General features: G+C 58.3%; 28 protein-coding genes. 3 read left to right on the top strand and 25 right to left on the bottom strand.

The window, feature by feature from the left end; all coding sequences use genetic code 11:
• From HKD28_RS12950 to HKD28_RS12875, 16 genes are all read right to left on the bottom strand, one after another.
• Window positions 1-915 (bottom strand): hypothetical protein, encoded by a 915-nt coding sequence (locus HKD28_RS12950; protein ID WP_194268678.1) that lies wholly within the window; start codon window positions 913-915, stop codon window positions 1-3.
• Window positions 916-933: 18 nt separating this feature from the next.
• Window positions 934-1,491: a hypothetical protein gene (locus tag HKD28_RS12945; protein WP_194268677.1), complete on the bottom strand. Its 558-nt coding sequence runs from the start codon at window positions 1,489-1,491 to the stop codon at window positions 934-936.
• Between the two features lie 454 nt (window positions 1,492-1,945).
• Window positions 1,946-2,263, bottom strand: a complete 318-nt coding sequence (locus HKD28_RS12940; RefSeq protein ID WP_194268676.1) for a hypothetical protein — start codon at window positions 2,261-2,263, stop codon at window positions 1,946-1,948.
• Complete coding sequence (locus tag HKD28_RS12935) at window positions 2,260-2,685, bottom strand: hypothetical protein (RefSeq protein ID WP_062108428.1); 426 nt, start codon at window positions 2,683-2,685, stop codon at window positions 2,260-2,262. Before HKD28_RS12935 ends, HKD28_RS12940 begins: the two co-directional genes overlap by 4 nt.
• Window positions 2,686-4,173: a phage tail sheath protein gene (locus HKD28_RS12930; protein ID WP_194268730.1), complete on the bottom strand. Its 1,488-nt coding sequence runs from the start codon at window positions 4,171-4,173 to the stop codon at window positions 2,686-2,688. It abuts the gene before it with no gap.
• A 96-nt stretch (window positions 4,174-4,269) separates the two neighbouring features.
• Window positions 4,270-5,256 (bottom strand): hypothetical protein, encoded by a 987-nt coding sequence (locus HKD28_RS12925; protein ID WP_194268675.1) that lies wholly within the window; start codon window positions 5,254-5,256, stop codon window positions 4,270-4,272.
• Window positions 5,257-5,268: 12 nt separating this feature from the next.
• Entirely contained in the window at window positions 5,269-5,868 is a 600-nt protein-coding gene (locus HKD28_RS12920) for a hypothetical protein (RefSeq protein WP_194268674.1), read from the bottom strand.
• A gap of 10 nt (window positions 5,869-5,878) precedes the next feature.
• Entirely contained in the window at window positions 5,879-6,280 is a 402-nt protein-coding gene (locus tag HKD28_RS12915; protein WP_194262753.1) for a hypothetical protein, read from the bottom strand.
• Window positions 6,281-6,334: 54 nt separating this feature from the next.
• Window positions 6,335-7,714: a DUF4043 domain-containing protein gene (locus tag HKD28_RS12910; RefSeq protein ID WP_194268673.1), complete on the bottom strand. Its 1,380-nt coding sequence runs from the start codon at window positions 7,712-7,714 to the stop codon at window positions 6,335-6,337.
• 70 nt (window positions 7,715-7,784) lie between these two features.
• Window positions 7,785-8,300, bottom strand: a complete 516-nt coding sequence (locus HKD28_RS12905) for a phage scaffolding protein (protein WP_228125544.1) — start codon at window positions 8,298-8,300, stop codon at window positions 7,785-7,787.
• A complete protein-coding gene (locus tag HKD28_RS12900) occupies window positions 8,297-9,715 on the bottom strand; it encodes a phage portal protein (RefSeq protein WP_194268672.1) in 1,419 nt (472 codons plus the stop codon). Before HKD28_RS12900 ends, HKD28_RS12905 begins: the two co-directional genes overlap by 4 nt.
• Window positions 9,716-9,761: 46 nt before the next feature.
• Entirely contained in the window at window positions 9,762-11,075 is a 1,314-nt protein-coding gene (locus HKD28_RS12895; RefSeq protein ID WP_194268671.1) for a phage terminase large subunit, read from the bottom strand.
• The gene (locus tag HKD28_RS12890; RefSeq protein ID WP_328750532.1) at window positions 11,059-11,427 is read right to left on the bottom strand and encodes a hypothetical protein; all 369 of its coding nucleotides are present in this window, start codon (window positions 11,425-11,427) and stop codon (window positions 11,059-11,061) included. Before HKD28_RS12890 ends, HKD28_RS12895 begins: the two co-directional genes overlap by 17 nt.
• 76 nt (window positions 11,428-11,503) lie before the next feature.
• Entirely contained in the window at window positions 11,504-11,656 is a 153-nt protein-coding gene (locus tag HKD28_RS12885) for a hypothetical protein (RefSeq protein ID WP_194268669.1), read from the bottom strand.
• Between the two features lie 440 nt (window positions 11,657-12,096).
• Window positions 12,097-12,663 carry a hypothetical protein gene (locus tag HKD28_RS12880; protein WP_194268668.1) on the bottom strand — a complete coding sequence of 189 codons (567 nt, stop codon included), beginning with the start codon at window positions 12,661-12,663 and terminating at the stop codon, window positions 12,097-12,099.
• The gene (locus tag HKD28_RS12875; RefSeq protein WP_194262746.1) at window positions 12,663-12,968 is read right to left on the bottom strand and encodes a transcriptional regulator; all 306 of its coding nucleotides are present in this window, start codon (window positions 12,966-12,968) and stop codon (window positions 12,663-12,665) included. The genes HKD28_RS12880 and HKD28_RS12875 overlap by 1 nt, the downstream gene beginning before the upstream one ends.
• 197 nt (window positions 12,969-13,165) lie before the next feature.
• On the opposite strand from HKD28_RS12875, the gene HKD28_RS12870 reads away from it, so the two are divergent.
• Window positions 13,166-13,474, top strand: a complete 309-nt coding sequence (locus HKD28_RS12870) for a helix-turn-helix domain-containing protein (protein ID WP_235993467.1) — start codon at window positions 13,166-13,168, stop codon at window positions 13,472-13,474.
• Window positions 13,475-14,014: 540 nt separating this feature from the next.
• On the opposite strand, the gene HKD28_RS12865 is transcribed toward HKD28_RS12870, so the two are convergent.
• From HKD28_RS12865 to accD, 3 genes are read right to left on the bottom strand one after another with little or no spacing between them, the layout of a single operon-like run.
• Window positions 14,015-15,529, bottom strand: coding sequence for a replicative DNA helicase (locus HKD28_RS12865; RefSeq protein WP_099286014.1), 1,515 nt, complete (start codon window positions 15,527-15,529; stop codon window positions 14,015-14,017).
• A gap of 44 nt (window positions 15,530-15,573) precedes the next feature.
• The gene (locus HKD28_RS12860) at window positions 15,574-16,896 is read right to left on the bottom strand and encodes a bifunctional folylpolyglutamate synthase/dihydrofolate synthase (protein ID WP_194268667.1); all 1,323 of its coding nucleotides are present in this window, start codon (window positions 16,894-16,896) and stop codon (window positions 15,574-15,576) included.
• Window positions 16,896-17,765 carry an acetyl-CoA carboxylase, carboxyltransferase subunit beta gene (accD, locus tag HKD28_RS12855; protein WP_194262743.1) on the bottom strand — a complete coding sequence of 290 codons (870 nt, stop codon included), beginning with the start codon at window positions 17,763-17,765 and terminating at the stop codon, window positions 16,896-16,898. Before accD ends, HKD28_RS12860 begins: the two co-directional genes overlap by 1 nt.
• A gap of 273 nt (window positions 17,766-18,038) precedes the next feature.
• Here accD and HKD28_RS12850 point away from each other — a divergent pair, with 273 nt between their 5' ends.
• A complete protein-coding gene (locus HKD28_RS12850) occupies window positions 18,039-18,602 on the top strand; it encodes an HdeD family acid-resistance protein (RefSeq protein WP_194262742.1) in 564 nt (187 codons plus the stop codon).
• A gap of 43 nt (window positions 18,603-18,645) precedes the next feature.
• Here HKD28_RS12850 and trpA read toward each other — a convergent pair whose 3' ends face one another.
• The gene (trpA, locus tag HKD28_RS12845) at window positions 18,646-19,458 is read right to left on the bottom strand and encodes a tryptophan synthase subunit alpha (protein WP_194268666.1); all 813 of its coding nucleotides are present in this window, start codon (window positions 19,456-19,458) and stop codon (window positions 18,646-18,648) included.
• Window positions 19,455-20,693, bottom strand: coding sequence for a tryptophan synthase subunit beta (trpB, locus tag HKD28_RS12840; protein WP_194268665.1), 1,239 nt, complete (start codon window positions 20,691-20,693; stop codon window positions 19,455-19,457). The genes trpA and trpB overlap by 4 nt, the downstream gene beginning before the upstream one ends.
• Window positions 20,694-20,875: 182 nt before the next feature.
• Here trpB and corA point away from each other — a divergent pair, with 182 nt between their 5' ends.
• Window positions 20,876-21,853 (top strand): magnesium/cobalt transporter CorA, encoded by a 978-nt coding sequence (gene corA, locus HKD28_RS12835; protein ID WP_194268664.1) that lies wholly within the window; start codon window positions 20,876-20,878, stop codon window positions 21,851-21,853.
• Here corA and HKD28_RS12830 read toward each other — a convergent pair.
• The 4 genes from HKD28_RS12830 to HKD28_RS12815 form a co-directional block, all read right to left on the bottom strand.
• On the bottom strand, window positions 21,850-22,296 hold the full coding sequence (locus tag HKD28_RS12830; RefSeq protein ID WP_194268663.1) for a DUF934 domain-containing protein: 447 nt from the start codon (window positions 22,294-22,296) through the stop codon (window positions 21,850-21,852). The genes corA and HKD28_RS12830 overlap by 4 nt on opposite strands.
• A complete protein-coding gene (locus HKD28_RS12825; RefSeq protein ID WP_194268662.1) occupies window positions 22,283-23,956 on the bottom strand; it encodes a nitrite/sulfite reductase in 1,674 nt (557 codons plus the stop codon). Before HKD28_RS12825 ends, HKD28_RS12830 begins: the two co-directional genes overlap by 14 nt.
• The gene (locus tag HKD28_RS12820) at window positions 23,953-24,270 is read right to left on the bottom strand and encodes a DUF2849 domain-containing protein (protein ID WP_194262736.1); all 318 of its coding nucleotides are present in this window, start codon (window positions 24,268-24,270) and stop codon (window positions 23,953-23,955) included. The genes HKD28_RS12825 and HKD28_RS12820 overlap by 4 nt, the downstream gene beginning before the upstream one ends.
• Before the next feature lie 208 nt (window positions 24,271-24,478).
• Window positions 24,479-24,925: an RrF2 family transcriptional regulator gene (locus HKD28_RS12815; RefSeq protein ID WP_194262735.1), complete on the bottom strand. Its 447-nt coding sequence runs from the start codon at window positions 24,923-24,925 to the stop codon at window positions 24,479-24,481.
• Window positions 24,926-24,988: the final 63 nt, after the last annotated feature.

Genomic DNA, 24,988 nt, shown 5'->3' with positions numbered 1-24,988 from the left:
TCATGCGAAAACGGACGGCAAAGCCGTCTCCTGCCCCTTAGCCACCGCAATATTCGCCGCAGACCGGTTGACCAACCCTCCCGCATCAGCCGCCGCACTCAGAAGCGCTGCATTCTGACCCAGAGTATTCAGCGAAACACTGTTGACCGGCTGGATGGCCTCAACATTCTGTCCCGTCCCGACGATAATGGACTGCAAACCACTTCCCGCATTTTGCAACCCTCCCGCAACAGACGCCAGCGCGGAGGGAACGGTTGCGAGATTCATCCCACTCTGCGCCATGCCATTGACCGTCCCCAGTGCATCCGTAACTTTCGAAGCAAAACCACCTGCACCAACCAGACTGGCCAGCGGCATCACCTGTCCGACAACCGAAGACACCTGCCCCGCTGCCGTAAAGACGCCTTCGGCGACATCCGAAACAACCCCGGAAAAACTGTCGAGAGCACTCCCGACGTCATCTCCCAACAAACCGGACAGGGTCGACAGACTCTGAACGGACGTCGTTTCCTGAGGTCTCTCAAGCACCAGCTTATAGGAACAGACAGCCCCCTTCGCCTGATAGACGTAAGTAAACTGCGCAATCCATACCTGTACGGATAGACCCGCCGCCGAGAACGCAACCTGCTGTCCCGCCATGCGCATGCGCTCGACTGCCTGCGCGCGCATCTGCGCGTCAGGACCGAGAAAACGCCCCCGCAGTTCCAGCCGCCCCGGATCATTGCCCAGCGCGTCCACAACACGCCCACCACCTGGCAAACGATGCACAACCAGCATCTGACGACCGCCAACCTGCAGCGTGTCCGGAACCTCAATTCCCGTCAGAACCAGACTTCCCAGTATGACAGGCGACGACGCCCCCAAACGCCCCACAGCGCCAATGGCATTTTCTATGTCAGAAAGGCCAATACCCATCAGGGAACATCTCCTCTGTCAGAAAAATCCGATACTGCGACCGGGATACTGAGGCTGCATGATCTCATCCACACCTCCGCCAGAACGACGCGCCGCCAGACGGGCATCACGATGACCCAATATAAAATCCCCGCTCCTCACCTCATGCTCCAGACGATCATTCACAATTTCAGTATTGTGGGATGGTCGAGCCTCTGAAAAAACATGCTGCGACTTCTCTTCCCGCCCGGTCGTTCCGTACATCCCCTCCCCCGCAAGGAGAGGCCGAGCTTGCGGCACAAACAAGGAGTTTCCAGACCGCCGCATCGTCTCAAGAACAACGGACGATGCAGCACTCCCAACACGCCTCGCAGACTTTGAAGGGAATATTCTTTCGAGCAACCCCAATTGTCTTTCCGGAGAGACAGTTCTTCGGAAAACAAAGTTAATACGTTTTTTATTAGAAACTATTTTATCTTGTTTGACACGCAGCTGAGACATCTGCCGCGGAGAATTCGGAAAGGTAGATACCCTTTTAATCCGCCCCTTGTTCCCGGCAAGAGCAACAACAGATCTGACAGAAAAAGAGGGCAGCATCGATACCTCATCCCCTTTTTGCCTTGAAAAGTGCGCCTCATTTCGCAACCCAGTCGGCTTCCCTGCGCCGGGTACGCTCCGAGTACTGGATGTTTCCCGCGTTCCGGAATACGCCATCCTGACCGCAATCCCCGGATGATTTCTGGCATGAGCCGTCTTCGCCCAACCCGATTTCCGCAAACGCGGCACGGCCGAAATCGGCGTCTCCCTTCGCAGCATCCCTCTGGCAGACTGACCGAAAAATGTCCTGACCAAGAGAATATTCCGCCAGATATTCTCCCGCATCATATCTCTCCCTGATACCGCATCATTTCCCAGTCAAAACAGTGTCCTTCCCGTTCACCGGTAATGACACACGCGGCCAGACGCCGCGCCCCTGACCACCCCCGCAAAACATCCCACGGCACCCCGTGATCCAGAAGATAAAGCATCTCCTGAAACCCGGAGTGCCGACTCAGTTTTTTGCGACGTCCCGGATATCCTCATCCGCATCACGTTCAAAAAGCGGCGTCAGCGCAGCAATCCCAGATTTTCCGACACGCCGCGCAAGATCCCGGATCTCATCCTTGCTCTGCGGCATCTGAACCGGCACACCATCAATCGCCGTCACGGAACAGATCATTTCCGCGTAGCCCAGCCACGCAGACGCTGAAGCCCCATTGATCGCACTTCCCGCCGCTTCAATCAGATCCAGCATGTCCGCCGGATCAATCTCGCGCAACGTCAGACGGCGCTTATCTGACAGAACAATTTCCTGCGGAAAATTACTCACGAAATCTTGGTCCTCGTAGAAGCAAAGAACTGGACCGTCTGATGGATCATGTGATCCGCCTGCCAGGGATCACTTTTCAACTGCATGGACACATTACTGAACTCCCATGTGCTCGTCGAACCATCCGGCTCCGTAACGTACTGGTAGATCGTCCCGCTTCCGACCGTCCCCGCATTCCAGTAGGCTGCTTCCACAGCCGCGACCAGATTGTCCAGCGCCGCATTGGCGCGGGCAATCTGGAACGCTCCCCGCCAGCCATTCGGAACATTGAATTCCAGAGGAACACCATTCAGCGGGTTGGCACGCAGAGCATGCGTTTCCTGAGCCGCACTGAAAGACGTCACATCCCTCAGATCAACCCGCTGGCCATTCCACAGAACCGTAATCCGGCAATCCCGGCCAATGCTATATGGATTTGCCATTTAGCCGACACTCCCCGAAGCAGACGATACAGTGACAGACGCGCCACCCTGCAGATTGACAATGAATTTCTCGTTGATGCCCTGATATCGAACAGCCACATCCGCCTGCACATACCCGAGCGCCGTGCGGGATTGCGGATTATTGCTCGAATCACAAACCACACTGTAGGGTAATTCACCATTCTGGACGCCCAGAATACCCTGAGACAGCAGAGACGACAAAAAGCCCAGTAGCGTCGAGCGAATATCACTGAACAGCGTGTCGTTAATGACCTCGCCGACATAACCACCCATGCCCCCCGCAAGCGAAGACGCAATATAGTTCGTCAGACGCGTGTAGTTGTCGCCATTCATGGTACTCTTGCTGGACGAATTATGCCCACACCGTACCGCCCAGTAACTTCCGCCCGGCGCCGGATTGCAGATCACGTCAATTCCAGCCGTAAACAGCACGGACAGTTCCGCCGTGGAATACGTCGCACTGCTTCCCGTCAGACCGGCCTTCTGGCTTCCCACAACCCCCGACAGCGCTTTGTTCAGACTGGACTGTTCAGGTGAAAGCGCGGCCAGCCTGCCACCCGCAAATGCCTGCGGACTCACAAGGATCACACCATTGCTGTCATCATCCCACCACAGCCAGTCCCCAAACATGAGCTTGACCGACGTCGCATCCAGACCACTTGATGCCTTGACCGCAATCGCGTTCGTCACCGTATCCGCGGCGGGACCCACGGCGATCATATAGACCCCCTCGGACGTCCCAAAAGCTGCCTGCGCCGTATAGGACGTACTGTCCGACACACCATGTAGCAGCCCGACGGCACATCCCTGCCCACGCAGCGCATACATGCCCGTCCGGACTGTGCTATCCTGCCCTAGGAACTGCGCCGTGGTCGGAACACCACCATCCGTGCCGCCTGAAAGCGTCACACTCGCAGCAGCCACAGCCGGAACCGTTTCCGGCAACACAACCTTCACGAGCGCACTCAGATCCTGCGCCACAGCAGCGGCAATCCCGGACCAGTCCGCACCGGCATAAGTCCTTGAACCCAGCTCGGCATGCGTCACCGCCAGCGCATAGCCGGACCCCGTAGCCGTCACTGCGGCAACAATGCCATTACCCGCACTTCCAGTGCAGACAGCCTGAATCGTCACCCCGTCAAGCGTACCGGAAGCCGCCACATCCGTTCCGTCCGTCACCCGAACAACCACGAACGTCGACGCTCCCTGCATGACAGCAATATTGACCGCCAGACCCGCATCGGTCGTCTTGTTCTGCTTACCCCCAAACGCCGCGACATAATCGCTCATGCCTCCGATCGGCAGCGGCATCCCCACCGGCCCCCAGCCAGCGGTTCCCACAATCCCCAACACCGAAGACGATACGCCCGAAAGGGCCAGCGTCTGCGGCTGGGCAATCTGCACATAAAGATTTGGCACGGTCAGTGCCGTGGTGTTCAGCGTTCCCGCCTGATAGACCAGAGACATCCCCGGATCGCTCTCCAAAATGCAGAAAGCGGGCACCTCCATGAAGGCCACCCGCTTTCCTGATGAAATTTCAGCTTTTATGACCCAGCTTCTGCGTCAGCTGCCGAGCGCAACCACCGTCCCGAAACGGTCGACGCTCAGGCCCGGATAAGCCGAAGCCACCGCCTGCGCCGCAACCACAGCCTGCATGGCCTCCAGAGCCGCCGTCACCGTCTGATTAGCCACCCCGGGTGCCAGAACGCCGAAAGATGCCGAAAGCCCCTCCCCTGCGGACAGGTTTCCAATCCCGCACAGCATTTCGGACGCCCACTGCACCTGCAGGGTATCGAATACCAGCTCATAGAAATAATCCCGCCGATACAACGCCTCATTCTGCATCGTGTCGACATCTTCCACACTCTGAAAGCGAAGCTGAGCTTCCCTCCCGTCCAGAGTGCTGATCCAGCTCTGCTCCGCCAGCGCGGTATCCAGAACAGATGCGAGCGTCTCGCGCGCCGTCGCATCCGCTGTCCAGATCGAAACCCGATAGAGCTGCGCCTGCCGTCGCGTCACCCGCACCGACTGGCCATAGCCACCGGCATAACCATTCAGAACCCGCCCCGACACACTGACAACCGCACCATTCGTCACACCGCCAGTCAAAGCCGCCGCCAAAGCCGCAGCAACCGTCTCGGGCGTATCCTGAGCCGTCACCGCATAAGCCGCAGAAGGTTCCCCTCCCTGTGGCATATCATCCAGCCAGACCGCCACCACTCCCGCCGGCGTCGCAGTACCGGAAAAAACGATCTCAACCGTCCCATCCGTCACAACAACTCCGACCGTAGGCTCAACCTTTTGCTGCACCCGCCAAGGGCGCCCCAGTGGTTCCGCCCATTCCGGCATTTTCCGCGACGCCATTGTAACGGTTACGAAATCGATATTGTTGCGAATATTCTGAGCTGTAAAAAGATCGCTCGGCAAAAGCCATCCCCGCCGCAACACCACCTGCCGCCCTGTCACAGAAACACCCGACAGCCCCTGCGGATAAAGAACCTGCGCGCAGTTATAGGCGAGCGCCAGCCCGACTTTGGAGGCATCCGTCATTCTTCTCCCTCCTCAGACCTGCTGAAACGACATGGTGCACCGAATACCGAACCCGGATGTTTCCACCGCATTGACCGTATAGGTCGTCCCCAAATCGGTCGTAACCGTCATATAAGGCGTCAGAACAACTCCCGGCAGAAGCGGAAGATACATTACGGACTGGCCCGGCCGTGTCGCCCCCGGAACACCACTTCCCGAAGATTCCCCCTTCGCCCGCATGATAATAGCCGCCGGACAGTCCGATACGAGCGTCTGCACCACTCCTGTAACACCGCTCACCGACACGGTCCGGCTACACACCACACATAGCGGCGGCCGCAGAGGCTCTACGGATGCTACGAAATACGTCCGACCACTCGCAGCAAGAATATCGCCCACCTGCGTATCATCCCGGCGATCCGTCAGCACATATTCCGTCGGAATCCCCCATCCAATCGGACGCTCAAACGAAAACCCGGCATCTACGTCGAAAGCCAGCATCGGCTGCGCATAAAGCACACTCATCGGCGACAGACCGCTCGAAGGACGATACTGCTCGCCCAAAGCTCCCAGAACCTGCGCCGCTTTGGCATATCCTCTGGAAAGTCGGGCTGCGATCATTGCCTGCTGCACAATGCCCTCCTCAAACCACGATTGCCCGGCCGTCCTGCAGTTCCAGTCCACCCGTCACACCCAGAAACGCACACAAACGACGACGCCACAACGTAAACAACATCATCCGGTCCTGCACTTCGCGACCATTGTGATACCAACTCGCCGCCCGCGCCGTATCCAGATTGTCCGACGACGCCGTGATTGCGGTTTCGAGCGGATAAAGCTGCGACAGATAAAGCCGGATCTGCTGCAACTCCGCCGCAGACAGATAATTCATCCGCCATTCCAGCGCGCCTTCCACCTGGAAGAAACGCCATGATTCCTGGTTTCCTTCCCGCGATCCGATCGCGGGATACCCACAGAACCGTCGGATATCCATTTTCTCTCCTTCCGAGAGAATATCCGTCGATAAACCAACCGTTCCGGACATGTCATTCCCCTCGCAAGAAAGGCCCCGGCCTCAAAGACAGGGGCCGGAAATAGGTCAGAACGTCAGACCAAGAGCATCCGTACCAAGGCTCTCGATCACAACACCCCGCTTGAGATAGCTGTTCGTCGCCGTCGGAATGACCGTCATATCCGCCGTCACATCGGTCGGCAGAGCAAAACCGCCAATCCAGTACCAGGACTGCGCGATGATCTGACGCAGTCGATCCAGCGGCTCACGCGTCACCATCGCCACGCTGTCCACCATCTCGATCAGCGCCCGCTCGGCATCCGGAATGTCGGAATGCCCCGTCAGCGCACAGTCACCTTCGATCAGAGCACCCTGCCCCAGTAGAAGCGCACGATGAATGGAACCCGCTCCAAGCGACGCCTGCTGCGGCGCTTCCGTCGTCGGAATAAACCGCACGCCCAGAAGCTCAATCACCTGCCCGGAACGATACTCTTCCGAACCATAAGCGCCACGATACAGATGTTTGAAATCCGGATCCCGGAAGAGCGACAGAAGCTGCAGATCATCCAGATAACAGTGATACGCCCCATTAATCATCGGCACGTTGTTGCGCCGCAACGTCGCCACACCCGCCAGAACCTGCTGAATGCCCAGCGTATCAGCCAAACCACTCGCACTGGCCGTCTGCAACGCAGCCGTCGTCAGACGACCATTCGGACGGATCACCATCGGCGCCGTGGAGGCTACAACGGCCTGACCTTCCGTCCCATCCGCAACAGAAACTGAAGCCGAGAACGTCATCTGCCCAGAAACACCACCCGGCGCTGTAGACACATTCGTCCCATCAGCCGCCACGCTGACAAGTGTATAAACATCACTGCCCACCGTCACCGTCATACCATTGGTCGCACTGAGCGCCGTCACCTGACCATGAACGATCACAGACTGGAAACCCCGGATGTCATCAACCGAAATGGTATTCCCAGCGCTTCCCAGTGTCGCCGTCACGCGCGTATTACCGCCCAGATAGCCGCCCACACCATTCTGCGCACCACCGAACAGCGTATTGCGCGCCAGCCGGTCGAGAGACTGCATCGCCTGCACACCGTTGGTGTTGGCGTTGGCCAGAAACTGCGACGCGATCCCCACGCCACTGGTCACCATGTTCAGGTCGATCGTATCGCCATACTGGTTGATCGACAGCGTATACTGCTCAACGGCCCAACCAGAAGGGCTCAGACCATTATCGAAATTGGTATTCCCCGTCGGATTGAGCGGCGTCGTCACAGGCGCCTTAAGGCTCTTGCGTGTTTTCGTCAGCGTCTCACCAATGGCGTTCGGAAACACTTCGCGATCGGCAACCTGGCGGAAGCCCAGACGGGATTTCAGACCATTTTCGAACTCGCGGGCCAGAAAACCCTGCTGAATGGCGGCCTGAAGCTGAACCGGAAAATTATCAATGCTCATGTATTTTTTCCATAAATGTGTTGTCTGAACCCGGCCTGCCATCAGACCCGGTCAAATATCGCTCCGAAGCTCACTTCTGAGCCAGAAACTGCCATTTGCGCGTTTCGTAATCCGCCTCGCTGACGGCCCGCGCATTGAACGGTTCAACCCCGCCCGGACGAGGCGCTGCCTGCCCGACCGTCGTTCCGCTCGAATATCCAGGCCGCAGCACCTCACCAAACAGATAGGCCCGCTCCTGACGGGCCTGCTGCAAAGCCTCGGACACACCAACCACCGAGCCGTCTTCGCCCCGCTCGATCCCTTTGAGATCAATCAGCCGCACAACATCATCAGGATTATGGGCACCATTGCGGATCGCTTCCGCCCTGAGCGCCGACACAATAACCTCGCGGTTACTCTCCTCCCGCATCCGGGTCAGCGCTTCTTCATGACTGCGCTGAAGCGTCTCCTGCCGCGTCACAACATCCGTCATTTCCTGACGGACCGCCTCAACCTCGCTCCGCGCTTCATTCAGCGCCTGACGCAGAGCATCCACATCCTCAATGGTGTCATCAGTTCCGGACATCATTCCCCCGTCAACACTCATGCTTGTTCAGAAGCACACCACTGCTCCAGCATTTTCCATTCCGTATTCGGATCAGAATTTCCCGATGCCATTGCAAACATCCGAACCGCGGTCTCACGGCTCAGAATTCCATTGGAAACCGCCACCACCAGCCCCTGCACCAGCGACAGCAGTTCCGGGTCTGTGGACGGAAACCACGCCGGCCACCGCAAACTCATGCGGCAATACGGCAGGTCCTTGACCAGTTCGCCCCCAAGCCGCAGCCCGTTTTCCAGAACACAGGAAAAGCGACACGCCATCCGGTAAATCGACAGCAGCGCCCCTTCCCCATAGGAATGCCGCAGTCGATCCACCAGCCAGATCAGCGGCTGACACATCATCTCCATGGCCTTGCCGGACTGCGCGCCGCCAACCCTGTCACCATGCGCGCGGTTTCCATGAAGCTGCTCCAACACCACCAACCGCAGTTCCCGATAATGATCGAGCACCGCGCCCGCAGCATTGCCGTTGATCTCCAGAAGCTTCGCATCTCCCTCAGGCGGAAGCGTCAGCGCCGAAGCCGCACCGCCCTGATGCGCCACCCCGTCCGAAAAGCCACCCGTTTTCAGGACCAGCGTCGGATCGGAGCCATATTTCAGCCCCCGCCCTGCTTGAGACAGCAGATAATCCGCTTCGATCACCGTATCGATGGCCCGCTCGAACGTGCACTCGCCTTCCGGATCGCGCCCACAGGGTCCACCCAGATTGCGCGTCCACACAATCGGCACAAACCCCAGCCCATGACGAACGGAACGGCTCTCGTCCCGAACCCCACCATCCATTCCCACCAGCCACGGCACGGACACCGCACAGTCGACCGGCGTCCAGACCCGCTGCCACCAGAACTGCGCGCCCAGAAGCTCACCCGCAATCGGATAACCCTGCGCCGCCAGATCTCGCCCCCGGACCAGGAACCTTTCTTCGACCCGCAACAGTTCGCCCGTCGCATCATCCCAGAACGGCGTCAGATAAGCCGTTTCCAGAACAGACAGCTTCGGAACCCCTGCGGACACTTCAAACAGGATCGCAACCGACCCGACAGACCCCAATCGCGCCGCTTCCATCAGAAGCGACGCCAGTCTGGTCTGCGAAGCAAACGTGCTCATGGCATGCGCCACCCGCGCATCGTCCGTCACCAGACCCGGCCAGTGCGTGTCCCCAAAAAGGAGCGAAACCGCCTCATCCACAACCGTCCGACACAGATTGGTCCGGACCGAAGGACGGCGACTGGATAACGGGATATATTCGCCCGCTCCCGACTTCTCCATCGAGAACGGGTGCGGCAGCGCATCATACTGCGTCCCATCCAGAACACGCTTGAGCGCCAGCAGCCGCGCCGTCCGCGCGGACGCACCCGCAGGAACAGCATAACGCTGTTGCAGGGACAACCAGTCCATGTGTTCTCCATTGTTTCAGGCCACTCGCCGACCTGAAACGGTCGGCTCAGCGCGCCAGCGAAAATCCAGACGAGCTCCAGCCCGTCATGCCACCGTTTCCGGCAAGCATCAGTTCACTCAGCCCCCAGACCATCGCATCCGCCCGGTCCGGAGACCGTGGCCCGCGATATCCACTGACCGAGAAGTGACAGAGCTGATCCTCCAGAGCCGTAAACCGGCCATGATGCACAACCCTGCCAACCTCGTAGAGCGCCGCAACCGGCTCAGCACGCGCCGCCTTGCCCCGCGCCGCCGTCACCAGCTTGACGGAAGCATGCGCCCGCACACTCCGGATCGTGCCCTCTACCAGAGCCCCCCCGAAGTTCCGCTCCGCAACAATGCGTTCAGCACCCCAGTCATCAAATGCCCGCAAGGCCCGGGCAGCCCAGCCCGCCGGACTATCCCGGGCAGACAGATCTTCCAGAACATGCCCCACACCAGCCGCATCAACGCCACAGACCACAATCCCGATCTCGTCGGACCTGTAGTCTTCCGGTCCCGCCGCCCCAGAAGGATCAACAGACACCAGAATACGCCGCATCCGAGCCGCAACATCCGCCCGGCTCTGCGCCGTAATCGCCGCCTCCCGACGGAACATCTCCAGCCGCCACAACGCACCTTCGACAACCGATTGATATTCACCATACAGAAACCGCCGTTTTTCCCGCTCGGGAAGCGCTTCCAGGCTGGCAAGATAACCCTCGCTCAGATTGTCCCGGTTCGCCTGCGGATTCAGGATCATCGTCGCATAAAGCGACCGATCCCCTACCGGCTCCCCCGATTTAGGCTCGATCCCGCTTTCGAAAAGCGCATAAAGCCAATGCCCCATCGTAGGCGGGTTGGCATCGATATATTCCTTGACCACAAGGCCCGTCTTCTGTGCCAGACGCGTCAGAAGCATGTTCCGCGCGCCATAACTGATCTGACTGGCCTCGTTCAGATAAACCGTCGCAAATTCCAGACCCAGAATCTTCTCGGTCCGCTGCTCGTCATCCAGCCCTCCGAAAAAGATCGTCGATCCATTCGGAAACGTTACAACACAGTCCTGCCGGTCCAACTTCCATCCAACCTGCGGAAAACACATCCGCATAACCTTCGGAAACGTATCCCGCAGAACCGACGCCTTCAGGGCCGTCAACCGATGACGAAAAATACCATGGCGACTTTCCGGAGCCTTCAACGCCCGTATCACAACGGCCCGAACCAGAACAAAGGTCTTCCCCGACCGCGACCCACCTCTCAGAAGAATATGCCTTGCCGGCCCACCGAGCAGTCGCACCGCCTCACGCTGCGAGTCATTCAGCCTAAAGGGCGCTGTCATCACTGCTGATATTGATCGAGATTACTCCCGAGCGTCCATCAGCCTCCATACCAGCCCTGAAACGGGATGGACGATGCGCCCGAAGCAGAAATGCCATCAAACTATCACTGTACCGCTTGCGGACAACAGGATTTCCCGTATCCGGATCGCAGACAACACGCCCCGCATATGTAATGGGTTCATCATATCCCTCTACAGCCCTCCGCCGCGCTTCCGCTTCTAGAGCATCCGCAGCCTCCTCCAGAGCATCTTCCCAGCGGGATGAAAAATCCTGATCTGCCTCTTTCCAGAGATACAGCGTACTCCGCCGAACCTCTGCAACACGTCCGGCTTCCGAAATATTTCCACTCACAGACAGATGCTCGAGAAACCTTTTTTTCCGTTCTTCTGACTGCTCCCGCCGCAAGGAACATTTGCCGGATATTTCTTCACCCATCTGCTTTAACCTTCTTCCCCAGATCGACCTGAGAACCGACCCTCAGCCAGATCTCAGCGCAGCCTCCCTGCGGCTCATCATCATGCCCCCCTCCAGCCAGACAGCCCGAACCGGTTTCGGCCGCAGATGCACGCTGCTCTGACACGTTCTTTTCCGCGCCTGAACCTCCACATTACGCTGCATCTGCTCACGCTCAGCCCGCACAGCCACACGTGCCAAAGTTTCCGGCGCAACCCGCCCGATCACTCGCACCGACAAAACCGAACGCTGACAGGGAATGGACCTGCATCTCACATCCAGGCGTGAAAGACCTGCATCCACCAGTTCGTGCCATTCCAAAGCGACATCTGCCCGATGAACTGGCTCCCCCTCATACACAAATGGGCATCCCACAAGTGAATCGGATTTATTTTGAAGGACAATAAACGACTGACGACCAGACAACACAACACTACCAGAAGAAATTTCACACTTTTCCATTTGTCAGGAAACTTCCAAAATAAAAGCCGACCCCCTTTTCAGAAGATCGGCTTTGGATATTTATGTATAATTCTTCAGTATGCATTTCTTATATCAAAACCGCGCTCACATATCAATAGATAATTTATCGTTAACAGATTTTTTCTTATGTTTCTTTCTAGAAATCACCTCATAAACATGCGCCAGTTGCTCCAGAAGCAACGCACACTGCGCCGAAACCTTCATTCGCGCACGCCCTTCCGACAGCGCTGGATAGAGATGTCGCGCCATCGCCGAAAACGACATCTCACGTGCCAGAAGCATCTCAAGACGCACATGCGCACAAAGACCAAGCATCTCACGAATCTGGCTCATCCGCGCAGAACACTGTCCCCGTCCAATCATCCATGTATGGATGTCACCACGCTCCCTCACACGACCATCAGACTGCGGATTTTCCATCACTCCAAGAGACGCGAAAACATATTCGCGATACCACCGATCCGCAGCAACCAGTTCGTCGTCTCCGATATCGCCTGCGTCATACATGGACTGCACCGCATTCACGACCCGGAACGCCTTATTCTCTTCACGGATCTCGGAATGCTGATACCGCTCCGCAGTCGGCTTCACCATGACGTCAGATCCCGCATGCGCGCCTGACAAAGACACCTCCTGCACCATTCCAAACATCAGTTGATCTCCATACCGGCATCACGACTGCCCATTGGCTGTAATCCCGGAAAAACCGGGACCAGATCCGCGCCCCACAACGCATTCCAACTGACAGGATGCCCTGCAGGAAGAGCCTCGGCCGTCTCCCGATCTATTACCACGCGAGCCCGCGGCGTAGACTTCCCGGATGTTTTCTGTGCGGAACGACGACGCCCCTTGCGCACGCTCCCACGCTCCGGTAGCCAACCATCAGACGCAAGCATGGCAGCAAGGGCGCTTGCGGATACACGACGCGGTACGGAACCTGATTTGACCTGCCTCATCTCAACATCCTTCCTCAGTATGGAACTGCCACTAATTTTTGGCAAAATGCCATAGAGTATGATAAAAAAAACTTCTTCTGGATTTGGCATAAAGCCATTGCTAAAAAGGCCTCATGGCCAAACACAAGCGCCCAGACTCTCTGACCACACTCCAACGAGCCATAGGAACTCGCATTTCCTGGGCCCGTGAGCTCGTCATGCCCAACCAGAGCGAATGCGCCCGCCTGCTCGGCGTGGACGCTTCCACGTTGAACAAGATTGAACGCGGCGACCGCGCGCCTAGCGTCTTTCTCATTGCGGCGCTCTCGAACCGGCTGCGCGTATCGACCGATTTTCTTCTAAAAGGCGTCCTGAACGGTCGTACCGACGAAGAACTGGCCCTGCGACTGGCTGCTCTGCACCCAGAACTGGTGCTCCAGCGACAAGACATGGCTCAGAACACGGACAGAAACACGCCTTCCGACACACCTGATCCGCCCAAGAGACCAGATGAGGAGATCCATTAGTGACCGTTTCACTGGTTTCCATACGCATTCAGGTGCCCCCCATTCGATACAACACGATAAATTCGCTTCATCGATGGAATGAACAAATCGGAAATATCCCCGGCCATCAGACAGTCTGAACTCATGACCGGCTCCTTTCCTTCCCCGTCAATCGCCCCCATGGCAACCACCGATTAACGATAAATTAATGGCACTGTGCCACTGGGTCAAGAAACAAATGTGGCTTTGAGCCATTATGACAGGTTTTAGCTGCCGCTCTTTTTCTGCATTGCAGCCATAATCCAGAAAAAAGATGCACTCCTCCCTTTTGCGAAACCGCCGGGAAGAGTTTCATATTTCAGCTTTTTTTAGGCGTAGAATCCTGATGAAATTCGTACTGGTTTTGTATTAATTAACCAATTACGACGTTCTATGTCCGCTCTCTAGCCAAGACATTCCCGAAAAAAGCATAACGATTTTTTCGAGCAAATATCGCGTACTTTTAACGCTGCCCCTTATCAAGATACAACGCCATTCAAAGTACTCCCCTCCTCCGGAGAGTTACTCATGAATAACATCCAGATCCCCAAAACGGGTATATTCCCCTTCGAAATACAACTGGATCATTCCGGTAGGGCCATGCCGCTGCTTCTCAAGAATCAGTTCGGCCTTATTGTGCACCAACGCCATCTTGCGCTGCCACTCTTCTGTCGCAACCTGGAATTTGTCATTGCTGTCATAAGCGCTGTCTTTAGGCTGACGCTGTTGCAGGTAATACTCGTCGCGATATACGAACATGACCGCATCCGCATCCTGCTCGATCGAGCCCGATTCGCGCAGATCCGACAACATGGGTCGTTTGTCTTCGCGCGATTCGACCTGACGCGACAACTGGGACAGCGCAATTACCGGCACAGAAAGCTCTTTCGCAATCGCCTTAAGTCCCTGCGTAATCATTGAAATTTCCAGAACACGACTGTCAGGCTTGGTCCCGATCGCAGGCCGCATCAACTGGAGATAATCCACAACAACAAGGCTCAAGCCCTGCGTCCGAGCCAACCGCCGGCAGCGCGTTCGCATGGCGGAGAGAGAAATCGCTGGCGTATCGTCAATATAGAGCGGCAGCCTTTGAAGCTCCCGTGCCACACGGACAAACCGGTCGAATTCCTTCTGCCCGATATCACCACGTCGGATCTTTTCGCCCGAAACCTCAGCTTCACCCGACAGAATACGGGTCGCTAACTGCTCAGATGACATTTCCAACGAGAAAATAGCGACCGACCCCTTGGGCTTTTCCCCACTATCCTCAGCATCCCGCAGAATCGAGCGCGCCGCCGAAAACGCAATTTTGGTCGCAAGCGCCGTCTTGCCCATTGCAGGGCGACCGGCAAGGATAATCAGATCGGAAGGATGCAGACCGCCGGTCCGCTTGTCGAAGTCCCGCAGACCTGACGTGAGCCCCACTACGTCGCCTGTCCGCTGATAGGCTTTGGTCGCAACCTTAACTGCTTCCGTCAGAGCATTGGTGAAAGAAACGAAACCGCCTTCCTGACCTCGCTCCGTCGCCAGCTTGAACAGCGCCTCTTCGGACGCCGCGATCTGATCCGATCCGTCCAGATCAGGCCGCGCTCCAAAAGCGTTATTAACGACCGTCTCACCAATATCGATCAGCTGGCGCCGCACCCAGGCATCATGGATCACCCGCCCGTAATCACCCGCATTGACGATTCCGACCATCGCCGTCAGCAGCTTGGCCAGATAGGCAGGCCCACCCGCCGCATCCAGAACACCGGTATGCTCGAACTCGGCCCGCATAGTCACAGGATCAGCCAACTGCCCCCGCTCAATCCGCCGGGCAATCGCTTCATAGATCCGACCATTCAGCGGATCGGAAAAATGAGCAGGCTCCAGAAAATCCGAAACCCGCTCATACGCTTTATTGTTCGTGAGGATGGCGCCCAGCAGTGCCTGTTCGGCAGCAACACTGGACGGAGGACTGCGCCTCAGCAGGAGACCCAGATCTCCATCGTTTGAGGAAGCATCAGAAGCGGACGGAGAGGAATGCGATTCGATCATGTTCACGCGCCCTTCTAACATCCCACTCCGTCCCCAGAAACGGATTAACTGGCGATCCAGCCATCCTCTGCCAGAACCACACCCGCCAGATAAAGACTGCCACAAATTAATACCCGGGCCGGGGCGCCCCCTTCGGAAACCAGACGCTCCAACGCCGCTCTGACCGTCGGACCGGCGATCGCCCACCCACCAGAAGCGGCAATGATTTCCTCAACCGGCATCGCCAGATGCTGCCCAGGCTCAGACACCGCCTGAACGGAAGCGGCACGTTCGATAATCGGCTTCAGGAACCCGGAGGCATCCTTGGTCTGCTTCACACCCGCAATCACGTGGACAGGCCGGTCTTTCCAGCCTTCCAGCACCGCCCCAAGAACCTGTCCGGCATCGGGATTGTGTCCGCCATCAAGATACAGTTCCCACCCCTCAGGCAGCATCCCAGCCAACGTGCCGTTCAGCCTCTGCAAACGTGCAGGCCAGAATGTCCGGGCAATCCCCTGATAGGCCGCAAGAGGCAACTTTAGCCCTGACACACGCAAAGCCGCCACGGCCAGCCCTGCATTGCCGGCCTGATGCTGGCCTTTCAATGCAGGCAACGGCAGGGGAAGAACACCGTCCGCATCCCGGTAATTCAGACCATTCACCTGTTCAGTGACGAAGATATCCTGTCCAACCACCCGAAGTGGCGCACCCAGTTCCGCAGCCCGGCACCGAATGACATTCAAAGCGTCCGGTGCCTGGACCGCCGAAACAACTGGAACTCCAGCCTTAATGATCCCAGCCTTTTCCCCGGCAATCGCCGCAACAGTGCCCCCCAGAAACGCTTCGTGATCCAGACTGACCGGCGTAATCACACAAACAGCAGGCTTCGGCACCACATTGGTCGCATCCAGCCGTCCCCCAAGCCCGACTTCCAGCACTACCAAATCTGCTGGAATCTGCGAAAACAGCAAGAACCCCGCAGCGGTCAGAACCTCGAAAACCGTGATCGGAGCACCGGCATTAACGCGTTCGACCGTCTCAAGCGCAGCAACCAGCACATCCTCATCCACCAACCGCCCCGCCAGCCGGAACCGCTCGGTCACGCTCACCAGATGCGGGCTGCTCATGACATGCACCCGCAGCCCGGCCGCTTCAGCAATCGCCCGCAGATTGGCGCATGTGCTGCCCTTACCGTTCGTCCCCGCCACATGAATCACAGGCGGCAGATGACGCTCAGGATGGCCCAGCTTTGCCAGCAGCACCTCAAGTCGCCCCAGCGAAAGATCGATTAGCGCCGGATAAAGCTCCTGAAGCCGCGCAAGTACAGCCCCCGGCCGCCCCTGATATTCGCCGGACAGCCGAACAGGCGCCCCACGCTCCGCAGTCATCAGATCGCCGAGTCAGAAACGGTTTTCTGACGCGTCATAATGCCCAGAATCCGCCCCAGCAGTTCCGGCAGCTCCGAGCGTTTGGCTACGATATCGACCATCCCATGCTCACGCAGATACTCCGACCGCTGGAAGCCTTCCGGCAGCTTCTCACGAACAGTATCCTGAATGACGCGCGGCCCCGCAAACGCGATCAGCGCATTAGGCTCGGCAATATGCACATCCCCCAGCATCGCGAAGGAGGCCGAGACACCACCCGTCGTCGGATTCGTAAAGACAACAACATAGGGCAGACCCGCTTCTTGCAGCATCTGCACACCGATCGTCGTCCGTGGCATCTGCATCAGGCTGACAGCGCCTTCCTGCATCCGCGCCCCACCCGAAGCCGTATAGACCACCAGCGGCGCTTTCTGCAGAACGGCCAGACGACAGGCCGCCACGAATGCCTCACCCAGCGCAGCTCCCATAGTCCCAAGCAGGAACTCAGGCGCCATGACCGCAACCACAGCCTTCTGTCCCTTGATCAGACCATGCGCAACCACAAGTGCCTCATCAAGATGGGACTTGTTCCGCGCATCCTTCAGACGATCCGTATAACGCTTGGAATCCTTGAACCCCAGCGGATCGACCGGCATCTTCGGCAACTCGATAGTGGTGTATTCCCCACCATCAAACGTCCAGCCCAGACGCTCCTTCGCCGTCGCACGCATATGATGGCCGCAATGCGGACAGACCTTCTCGGACCGCTCCAGTTCCTTGGTGAGCATCATCTGCCCGCAGGATTCACAGTTAGTCCACAGATTGTCCGGCACATCCCGCTGAAGCAGGCCACGCAGCTTGGGTCGGACGTAGTCGGTCATCCAGCTCATGTCGTCTCATTACTTTCTGGCCGCCTTCAGAACAAAGGACGGAGTAGGGGTAAAGCCCGGCGAAGGGCCACATTCTCTGGGCGCGTTTTAGCGTCAGGACATTGATTATGCCAGCCCAACCATCAACTACCCTGCCTTATCTCTCCTACCCACCTTACAAAACATGTCATCCTGCCTGATACGAACCGCGATATCATGCGTTGTGTCACGAAACCGGCAGGCCTCCCGATAGAGATCAGCCAAAACAAACCCAGCTCCCAACCGGAGAAAACCATGTCCGACAGCTTCAACACCCTTCGCTTTCCCAACCCCCAAGGCCTTAAACCCGGCTGGTTCATCGGCTTCGGCGCTATGCTGATCGTTCTCGGGATTCTGGCCGCCCTCGACACCATCGCCACCACCCTCGCCAGCATGGTGGTCCTCGGCGTCCTGATGATCGTGGGCGGCGTCGCACAGGTCATGCAGAGTTTCGCCCATCGCGGCCTTCCTGTCCCGAACCAGTGGCTGTCCGGACTGATCGGCGGCCTCTACATCCTTGGCGGCATCCTCTTGATTGAGGAACCTGCAACCGGCTCGATCTTCATCACGGCCATTCTCGCAGGCTGCCTGATCTTCGCAGGCCTCGCCCGAACCTTCTGGGCTGGCGGACACCGCACCAACAAGAGTTGGATCATGCTGGCCCTCAGTGGCCTCATCACGCTCGTCGTGGGAATCCTGCTTTATATGACACTGCCTTGGTCCGGCCTCTGGCTGATCGGCATGTTCATCGCCGTAGAACTGCTGATGGCAGGCTTCGCAACGATGATGTTCGGATTTTCTCTGCGCAACAACACCTGATCAAACACGTTCCGACAGGCTCAGCCTGTCGGAATGCCAAACATCAAGCCCGAACAGCCGCAGCCAATGCCTCAAGCTGCGCCAGAACAGCCGGAACGGTCCGCTCCGTCGCCCGCCCGTCTTCAAGCGTACCCGCCATGGTCTTGATCAGAGCAGAAGCCACCACAGCCGCATCTCCGATCCGAGACGCCGTCCGCGCCTGCTCCGGCGTGGAAATCCCGAACCCGACCGCCACAGGCAGATTGGTCGCTTCCCGGATACGCGGCAGCGCCTTCTCCAGATCCGCAGCACTCGCGCTGCTCGTCCCGGTAATCCCGGTAATGCTCACATAATAGACAAACCCGGTGGCATCCCGCAGCACATGGAACAGACGGGAATTCGACGTCGTCGGCGCCACCAGAGAAATGATGTCCAACCCGGCTTCCCGCGCATGAGCATCCAGCAGGTCCGCCTCCTCGGTCGGCATGTCGACGACAATGATCCCGTCCACACCCGCCTGCGCCGCATCGAAACAGAACTCCGCCGGGCCATAACTGTCGATCGGGTTCAGATACCCCATCAGCACGATCGGCGTCTCACTGTCCGTCTCACGGAACGCCCGGACCATCTGAAGCACCAGCCCCAGCGTCGCCCCGGCCTTTAGTCCACGCAGGGCCGCTGCCTGAATGGTCGGTCCATCCGCAGACGGATCAGAAAACGGCACACCGATCTCGATCAGATCCGCCCCCGCTGCGGGCATCGCCCGCAGCAGCTCCAGCGAGGTGTCATAATCCGGATCACAGGCCTGAAGATACGGAATCAGTGCCCCGCGTCCTTCCTGTTTCAGAACTGCAAAACGTGTCTGGATCCGGCTCACAGCTTCACTCCCAGATGATGCGCCACAGTAAAGATATCCTTGTCCCCACGACCGGAAACATTCAGAACAATGATCTGATCCTTCGCCATCGTAGGCGCGATCTTCATGACATGCGCCAGTCCATGCGCACATTCGAGCGCCGGGATAATGCCCTCCGTCCGCGTACAGACCTGAAACGCCTCAAGCGCCTCCTCATCCGTCACGCCGACATACTCGGCCCGACCGATATCATTCAGCCAGGAATGCTCCGGCCCTATCCCCGGATAATCCAGCCCCGCGCTGATCGAATGCGCTTCCTCAATCTGGCCGTGCTTGTCCTGAAGCAGATAGGTCCGATTGCCATGCAGCACACCCGGCCGCCCACGGGAAATGGACGCCGCCGTCTTTCCGGAATCCAGCCCGTGCCCCGCCGCCTCGACACCAATCAGCTTCACATCCGCATCGTCCAGAAACGGATGGAAAATCCCCATCGCATTCGAACCGCCACCAATAGCCGCCACAATCACATCCGGCAGACGCCCTTCGGCCTGCGTGATCTGCTCCTTGGTCTCAACCCCGATCACGGACTGGAAGTCCCGCACCATCTCCGGATACGGATGCGGGCCGGCCACCGTGCCCACAAGGAAATACGTATCCGCGACATTGGCCACCCAGTCGCGCATCGCCTCGTTCATCGCATCCTTGAGCGTCCCCGCCCCGGCCGTCACGGGCTTCACTTCCGCACCCAGCAGATGCATCCGGAACACATTGGGCTTCTGCCGCTCAACGTCCGTCGCACCCATGTAAATGGTGCATTTCAGACCGAACAGCGCACAGACCGTCGCCGTCGCTACACCATGCTGCCCCGCACCCGTCTCTGCAACGATCCGGGTCTTGCCCATCCGTCGGGCTACGAGGATCTGCCCCATAACATTGTTAAGCTTGTGCGACCCTGTATGGTTCAGTTCTTCGCGCTTGAAGTAGACCTTCGCCCCCCCCAGCTCTTCCGTCAGATGCCGGGCAAACCACAACGGGCTCGGACGACCGACATAATCCTTCAGATAATAGTCCAGCTCTTCGCGGAACGCGGGGTCAGCCTGCGCAGCGCGATAGGCCTCGTCCAGCTCGAACAGTAGCGGAATCAGCGTTTCCGCAACAAAGCGGCCACCAAAAATCCCGAACCGTCCCCGTTGGTCAGGGCCGGAACGAAGCGAATTGGCCAGAGAGGAAGATAGGGGGGAAGATGTGTTCGTCATACCGCACTCGGTTCCGCTTCAGGGCTCCAATGCGATACCAAGAGCAGCCCCCGCCGTCCATCCGTCTCGCCGTTTTCAGGCCTCTCCCGCAACAATTCCCACCCCCTGCACCTTGCGAACCCGCCTCAGGCAGGACATGAGGGAGCCTCACAGCCTTTCCATTGCCCTCAAGGATCCGCCTGATGTTCCTCGTGCGCCCCGCAGGCGCTCCGGCCCGGGAAACCGGACCGGACGTCGATATCTCCAAAGCGGTCTGGCTCGACCTCATCAACCCGACTCTCGACGAGGTCGCCCGCGCAGAAAAGGCCCTCAACACCCATATTCCCCGCCGCAACGAGCTTGAGGAAATCGAAAGCTCCTCCCGCCATCACGAACAGGATGGCACCCTCTATCTTTCGACTCCCCTCGTCAGACGCGAGGAAAACACAGCCTTTTCCCTGCCCATCGGCTTCGTCCTGACAGACAACCACCTCATCACGGTCCGCTATACTGACTATTACGGTTTCGATATCGTTGGTCGCCGTCAGGCCGAACGCGATCCGGCCAAAGGGAGCCCTTCCGCCAACGAAATCCTCGTCGAAATCATCGAGGAAATCATCAATCGCCTCGCCGACATACTGGAAGGCCTCGGCCGGGACCTCGACGCCATCTCCAAACGCGTTTTCAGTACCGGCAGCCCCCGCGATCCCGCCAGAGCCGCCGAAATGCTGCGCGAAACCCTCCGCCGCCTCGGCCACAGCGGCGACCTCGCCTCCATGATCCGCGACAGCCTGCTCGGCCTCGACCGCGTCCTGATCTATATCGGCGACCGAACCGAGAAAGAGCCACAAGCCCTCAAAACCCGCATCAAGGTCGCCGGGCGAGACATCGCATCCCTCAACGACTTCGACGCCCAGACCGTCAACAAGGTCCAGTTTCTGCTGGACGCCACGCTCGGCTTCATCAGCATCGAACAAAATGACGGCATGAAGGTCCTGACCGTCGTCAGCGCCATCGGCATCCTGCCAACCCTCATCGCAGGTATCTACGGCATGAACTTCCACGACATGCCTGAGCTGTCATGGAAATACGGCTATCCCTACAGCCTGATCCTGATGATCCTGTCGGTTCTCCTGCCGCTGTTCTGGTTCTGGAGGCGCGGCTGGTTTGGCGCCCGTTAAGACGCTTCCTCAACCCGCAGCCCCGGCCCGACCGGGCGCTCCGGCAGAACCGACCGCTGATACGCCACCGGAAACTGCCGAAGCTGCTTCTCCCACAGCTCGGGATCGCCATTGCCATTCTTCGGCAGAACGACACTGTCCACCCCACACCGACGCAGAAACGCCGCCTGATCCGGCAGAATATGCCCCTCCGCACGGATTTCTCCAGAAAACCGCAGATATTCCCGCAATTCCCGGGCCTGCGTGAACCCACGCCCATCCCTGAAGATCGGAAACCGCAGCACCACAAGATCCAGCCGGTTCAGATAAGGCCGCAAAAGCGCCGGATCGTCCGCACTCTCCAGCAGGACAGCCCGCGCATCATCCCGTTCCGCCAGTTCCGCAACCGTCACCAGCACATCATGAACCTGCGCGGTCCGCTCACCGAGTTCAAACAGCTTCATACGCCGCCTCCCTGAAAGGCTCATGCCCCAGACGCGTCAGAGTCTCAAGGAACGTCTCTCCACTCTCCCGAAGCCCGAGATAGCAGTCCACAAGCCGCGCGATCGCATCAACGGTCTCGTCTTCCGGAAGCGCTGCCCCCAGGATCGTCCCAAGCGCCGCACCATTCTCGGCCCGGCCACCAACCGTCAGCTGGAAGAACTCTTCTCCGCGCTTGTCCACGCCCAGAAGTCCGATATTCCCGGCGTGATGATGCCCACAGGCATTGATGCAGCCCGAAATATTGATCCGCAACGCCCCGATTTCCGCCTGAAGCGCCGTATCCGCAAAACGCGCACCCAGCTTCTGCGCAATCGGAATAGACCGCGCATTCGCCAGCGCACAATAATCCAGCCCCGGGCACGCCACGATATCGCCAATCAGCCCGATATTCGCTTCCGCAAGCCCGACTTCAGACAGTCCAAGCCACAGATCCCGTAACCGGTCCTTGCGGACATGCCCCAGAACCACATTCTGCAAATGCGTGATCCGGATTTCTCCAAACGAATATGCATCCGCCAGATCCGCCAGACGCCCGATCTGCGCCGATGTCGCATCCCCCGGAATCCCGCCCGCCGGCTTCAGCGAAATAGTCGCAATAATATGCCCCGGATCGCGGTGAACATGCGTATTGCTCCGCACCCAGCGCTCAAACAGCGGATCGTCCCTCCGCTGCTGCGTCAGTACGGCATCTGCATCGTCCGGCGCCTCAAGCAATGGCACGGCAAAACGCGCCCGGATCGCCGCAACTGCTTCGGGCGTCAGCCGATACCGGTCCAGCTCCATCTGGCCCAGCTCGGCTTCCACAGCCTCCCGATAGGCCTCAACCCCGATTGCCTGAACCAGAATCTTGATCCGCGCCTTGTAGATATTGTCCCGCCGTCCATGCGCATTATAGACGCGCAGGATCGCCTCAAGCGTCGCCAGAAGATGCTCTTCCCGCACACCGTCAAACAGCTCTTCGCCGATTACCGGCGTCCGCCCCAGTCCCCCGCCCACGAAAATCCGGAACACCGGAGCCCCATCCTCACCCGGACGGGCCAGAATCCCGATATCATGGAAACGCGCCGCCACCCGGTCATTCGGACTACCCGAAATCGCAATCTTGAACTTGCGCGGCAGGAACGTGAACTCAGGATGCAGCGTAGACCACTGCCGCAGCACTTCCGCATGAACCCGCGGATCCACCAGCTCATCCGCCGCAGCCCCAGCATACTCGTCCGACGTCACATTGCGGATGCAATTCCCGCTGGTCTGGATGGCATGCATGTCTACTTCAGCCAGTTCGCGCAGGATATCCGGCGTATCTTCGAGCCGGATCCAGTTAAACTGGATGTTCTGCCGCGTGGTGAAATGCCCATAGTCGCGGTCATAGCGCTGGGCGATCTCACCCAGCTTGCGCAACTGCCGACTGTCCAGAATGCCATAAGGAATGGCCACCCGCAGCATATAGGCGTGAAGCTGCAGATACAGCCCATTCATCAGCCGCAGAGGCTTAAATTCGTCCTCGCTCAGCGTCCCGTCCAGACGACGCTTCACCTGCCCCTCAAACTCGGCAATCCGCGCCCGAAGAAAATCCCGGTCAATCCGGTCATACTGATAATGGCCGACAGGAACGCTCACTGTGCGGTCTCCACTGCAAATTCCGGATGCACGGTCGGGCCATGAGCCCGGATTTTTTCACGAACAGTCACGGGTTCAGGAGGCACAACAGGCAAAACCGCCGTATCATACACCCCGACAACCCCCTCACGCTGGGCCTCTTCCACCGCCCGGGAAAGCGCCGTCTCAGCCACATCCGCGTCCAAAAGAACCGCCTGCCCGATCCGAAGGTCCCATGTCCCGTCTTCCCGCCACCATACGGTACGACCGTCCAGCAGCCGGTTGGCCGTCAGAACCAGCTTCTGACCAAGTTCGAGTCTTACAGGACGTTTCATCAGCGCTCACCTTCCTGACGAATACGGACCCTACCCTGCGGCTGGCCCCGTCATGAATGCGTCCTCCTCCCCGCTTGCAAACGGCAAGCAAAGGAAACACCAAGGACATGGAACTCACCATACCAGATCAAAGATTGATCCCTTATGGTAAGATATTCCGTCCTCTAAAACCCATTTCGTAGTTTTTTCAAAATACTTTTTTATAATGTTATATTGAAAAGGAAATTGGTGCTCTGCTGGGCCGCTGCATGCCCGCTTCCTCCGCATTCTGAAGCAGGTGCTCCAGCGTGACGGACGCCATCTTCTCCGACACCTCCTGATCCATCTGCTGCCAGAACGGCTCGAGTACCTTGGCCCGCAGAAGGTTGATGCCCTCTTCGGGCATTTCCGGATCTTCCGTAACAGTCCGGACAATTTCATTCAGCGTGATGGTCCGCGGAGGCCTGCCAAGACGATACCCCCCTTTCGGCCCGCGTACACTTGCTAACAGACCGGCCCGAGAGAGGCCCTGCAACACAGGCTCGATCCCCCGACGCAGCATATCGCCACGGCGGGCAATATCCGCGCCACTCACCACCCCGGATCGACCCGCATGGAAAGCGACGTCCAACATAATGGATACAGCGGTCAAAGCTCTGTCACGACGGAGATACATGAGAATTCCGATTTGTTACGCCAGACCATGCCATCATGACATAATCCGATTTCAGTTCGTCTA

This window comes from Gluconobacter cadivus (genome assembly GCF_015244745.1).
GTDB lineage: Bacteria > Pseudomonadota > Alphaproteobacteria > Acetobacterales > Acetobacteraceae > Gluconobacter > Gluconobacter cadivus.
This window is presented reverse-complemented; position numbering and strand designations above follow the sequence as displayed.

Bases quoted from the DNA above. Each gene is read 5' to 3' on its own strand.
- HKD28_RS12935 (WP_062108428.1), bottom strand. From the start codon at position 2,685: ATGGCAAATCCATATAGCATTGGCCGGGATTGCCGGATTACGGTTCTG.
- HKD28_RS12860 (WP_194268667.1), bottom strand. From the start codon at position 16,896: ATGACTGCGGAGCGTGGGGCGCCTGTTCGGCTGTCCGGCGAATATCAG.
- HKD28_RS12875 (WP_194262746.1), bottom strand. From the start codon at position 12,968: ATGAGGCAGGTCAAATCAGGTTCCGTACCGCGTCGTGTATCCGCAAGC.
- HKD28_RS12880 (WP_194268668.1), bottom strand. From the start codon at position 12,663: ATGTTTGGAATGGTGCAGGAGGTGTCTTTGTCAGGCGCGCATGCGGGA.
- HKD28_RS12945 (WP_194268677.1), bottom strand. From the start codon at position 1,491: ATGCTGCCCTCTTTTTCTGTCAGATCTGTTGTTGCTCTTGCCGGGAAC.
- HKD28_RS12820 (WP_194262736.1), bottom strand. From the start codon at position 24,270: ATGAAACGTCCTGTAAGACTCGAACTTGGTCAGAAGCTGGTTCTGACG.
- HKD28_RS12895 (WP_194268671.1), bottom strand. From the start codon at position 11,075: ATGACAGCGCCCTTTAGGCTGAATGACTCGCAGCGTGAGGCGGTGCGA.
- HKD28_RS12930 (WP_194268730.1), bottom strand. From the start codon at position 4,173: ATGTCTCTGGTCTATCAGGCGGGAACGCTGAACACCACGGCACTGACC.
- HKD28_RS12830 (WP_194268663.1), bottom strand. From the start codon at position 22,296: ATGAAGCTGTTTGAACTCGGTGAGCGGACCGCGCAGGTTCATGATGTG.
- HKD28_RS12865 (WP_099286014.1), bottom strand. From the start codon at position 15,529: ATGATCGAATCGCATTCCTCTCCGTCCGCTTCTGATGCTTCCTCAAAC.
- HKD28_RS12915 (WP_194262753.1), bottom strand. From the start codon at position 6,280: ATGTCCGGAACGGTTGGTTTATCGACGGATATTCTCTCGGAAGGAGAG.
- HKD28_RS12925 (WP_194268675.1), bottom strand. From the start codon at position 5,256: ATGACGGATGCCTCCAAAGTCGGGCTGGCGCTCGCCTATAACTGCGCG.
- HKD28_RS12900 (WP_194268672.1), bottom strand. From the start codon at position 9,715: ATGGACTGGTTGTCCCTGCAACAGCGTTATGCTGTTCCTGCGGGTGCG.
- corA (WP_194268664.1), top strand. From the start codon at position 20,876: ATGTTCCTCGTGCGCCCCGCAGGCGCTCCGGCCCGGGAAACCGGACCG.
- HKD28_RS12910 (WP_194268673.1), bottom strand. From the start codon at position 7,714: ATGAGCATTGATAATTTTCCGGTTCAGCTTCAGGCCGCCATTCAGCAG.
- accD (WP_194262743.1), bottom strand. From the start codon at position 17,765: ATGAGCTGGATGACCGACTACGTCCGACCCAAGCTGCGTGGCCTGCTT.
- HKD28_RS12850 (WP_194262742.1), top strand. From the start codon at position 18,039: ATGTCCGACAGCTTCAACACCCTTCGCTTTCCCAACCCCCAAGGCCTT.
- HKD28_RS12870 (WP_235993467.1), top strand. From the start codon at position 13,166: ATGCCCAACCAGAGCGAATGCGCCCGCCTGCTCGGCGTGGACGCTTCC.
- HKD28_RS12905 (WP_228125544.1), bottom strand. From the start codon at position 8,300: ATGAGTGTTGACGGGGGAATGATGTCCGGAACTGATGACACCATTGAG.
- HKD28_RS12950 (WP_194268678.1), bottom strand. From the start codon at position 915: ATGGGTATTGGCCTTTCTGACATAGAAAATGCCATTGGCGCTGTGGGG.
- trpB (WP_194268665.1), bottom strand. From the start codon at position 20,693: ATGACGAACACATCTTCCCCCCTATCTTCCTCTCTGGCCAATTCGCTT.
- HKD28_RS12815 (WP_194262735.1), bottom strand. From the start codon at position 24,925: ATGTATCTCCGTCGTGACAGAGCTTTGACCGCTGTATCCATTATGTTG.